Genomic DNA, 2306 nt, shown 5'->3' on the forward strand with positions numbered 1-2306 from the left:
CGCGGCATGGCTCAACTCATCCGCGCCCAGCCCGGCGTTGTGGAGCACGGCCTCTTCCTCGGCCTGGCGACGGAGGCCATTGTCGCCGGGGAGCGGGGGGTGGTGGTGTTGGAGGCGTGAGCAGAGCAGGGGGGCGGGGGATCAGGGGAGCGGGGGCGCAGGAGCGCAGGAGCGCAGGAGAGAAATACTCCTCTGCTCCCCTGCTCCCCCGCTCCCCTGCACCCCCGCGCTTTCTACGGCTGACAATAAACCGCCGTCTGGTTCTCGAAGTAGTTGTAGCTGAAGAACGGCCCTCCCGACTGCTCGGCGCGGATGGCGATCCGGTCCAGGCCGCGCAGGGCGGCCGGGATGGGGAACACGCCAACACCCACACCACTCGGCCCGCTGTTGAACGAGCCGACGACCTGCCCCTCTGTCCCCAGCGTGCCCATGTGGTTCATCATCACCGTGAAGTCGCGGTTGGGCGGGAAGGAGGGATCGGTGCGGATGACCACGGCCTCGTCGCGGGCCACGCCGCAGATGGCGAAGGTCGGCGTCTGGGCCAGCGGCTCCCGCGGGGCGTTGTCGAACCAGTTGTAGCTGTAGAACGGCGCGGCCTCGGTGCGGATGGCGATGCGCTCCAGCCCCTTTAGCTCGTCGGGGATGAGGAAAGTAGCCGTCAGCGCGCCGCCGCTGCCGGAGTCGAGCGCGCCGACCGGCGTGCCGTTGATGCCCAGCGTGCCCATGTGGCCCATCGTCACCATGAAGGTGCGGCCGGCCGGGAAGTCGCGGGTGCGGATGGTGACCGACTCGTTGACCACGACCGACTCGATGGCGAAGGTCGGGATGAGCGTTGGCGCAGGCCCGGTCAGGTTGTTCCAGAACCAGTTGTAGCTGTAGTAGCCCTGGGGGCTTTCGAAGCGGATGGCGATCTGGCGCGCGCCGGCCAGCGTGGCAGGGATGGGGTAGGTGGCCGAGAAGGAGCCGAGCATCCCGGAGTTGGTGATGGCGACCGGCGTGCCATCGATGCCCAGCGTGCCGATTGGCCCCATCGTGACCACAAAATCCTGCCAGGCGGGGAAGTTCTGGGCCAGGATGGTGACGTTCTGGTCGACGACCACGTTCTCAATGGTGAACGTGGGGACGGGCGGCTCGTCCTGGGCGGCGGCGCGCCCCAGCAACACCAGGAAGCCAGCCAGCAGCGCCAGCGGCAGCGCGATCTTCAACCGCGCCGCCCGGCGGATATTCAAACGTTCGACAAAGGTGGTGATAGTGGTCAAGAACCCCTCCACGGGTATGGACCGGGGCGCGGGAAGGCGCGTCCGGCGTGGTGTTGCGGCGTCGCTTGGGGCGCGTCGGTCTGGCCGGCTGCCGAGAAGCAAGCAAGGGCCGGCGGCGCTACCCAGACGACCCTCATATGGGTATATTGCCACAGAGCAGAGAGAGGTAACGTCAAATAGGCGTGAAAAATTCACCAAATAGAAACCCGGTTTCTTCTGAGAAACCGGGTTTCCAGGACCGTATGGTAGGGGCGGGTTTCAAACCCGCCCCTACTTGCGGCGGCGATAGAGGAGCAGCGCCCCCGCGCCGGCCACCGCCGCGCCGGCCGCCCCCATCCACGGCAGCGCCCCGCGCCCGCGCTTGGCCTTCACGCCCTTGGCCGAGACGGGGATGGTCGCCAGCGTGGCCGCGGCCGTCTCCTGAGTGCGGGCGAACAGCGCCGGATCGGCCCGGAGCTGGTCGGCCAGCGCGCGCTTCTCGGCCACCATCTCGTCGGTCACGAACTCGTCGTGGGAGCGCAGCCCGGCGATGCGGAACTCGTGCTTCTTGAACAGCCGGTAGATCTCCTTCACGCGCTCCATGCTGATGTTCCGGCCCAACGTGTAATCCTCGAAGCGCCCCTCCATCGCCAGCAGCGCCGTCTCGGCCAGGCAGGCGTAGGCCGTCTTCGGCGGCAGGCCGATGTCGTAGCCGAAGTCGATGTTGCCGGGGATGAGTACCTCGCCGCTCTCGATCACCAGCACGTCAGGCCGCAGCGCCGCCTCTTCCTGGCTGATGTCGGGCGGCCGGGCCACGTCGCAGATGACCGCGCCCGGCTTGCACTTGGTGATGTCCACGATGCGCTGGCCGAAGGCCGAGGTGGCCGTGACGATCAGGTCACAGTCGCCCAGGTACTCATCGGCCCGCGTGGCGATGGCGACCGTCGCGCCGGGCGTCTCCTCCTGGATGGTGCGCTTAAGCTCGATCAGCCGCTCCGGCTCGATCGACACCAGCACGACGTTGTAGATGGCCTGGGCCAGCAGCCGGGCGCAGACGGAGCCGATGGA

Annotated in this window: 2 protein-coding genes and 1 pseudogene; 1 reads left to right on the forward strand and 2 read right to left on the reverse strand. The window is 67.8% G+C overall.

Annotated features, from left to right (window positions below; translation table 11 throughout):
* Nucleotides 1-6 precede the first annotated feature (6 nt).
* A complete protein-coding gene (locus ACE3UY_RS01150) occupies nucleotides 7-120 on the forward strand; it encodes a ribose-5-phosphate isomerase A (protein WP_374685718.1) in 114 nt (37 codons plus the stop codon).
* Nucleotides 121-233: 113 nt separating this feature from the next.
* Here ACE3UY_RS01150 and ACE3UY_RS01155 read toward each other — a convergent pair whose 3' ends face one another.
* Both ACE3UY_RS01155 and ACE3UY_RS01160 read right to left on the reverse strand, forming a co-directional pair.
* On the reverse strand, nucleotides 234-1259 hold the full coding sequence (locus tag ACE3UY_RS01155) for a hypothetical protein (protein WP_374685717.1): 1026 nt from the start codon (nucleotides 1257-1259) through the stop codon (nucleotides 234-236).
* A gap of 270 nt (nucleotides 1260-1529) precedes the next feature.
* Nucleotides 1530-2306 (reverse strand): annotated as a pseudogene (locus ACE3UY_RS01160) (serine carboxypeptidase); the annotation flags it as partial.

The organism is Promineifilum sp. (SeqCode) (assembly GCF_041918635.1).
Lineage (GTDB): Bacteria > Chloroflexota > Anaerolineae > Promineifilales > Promineifilaceae > Promineifilum.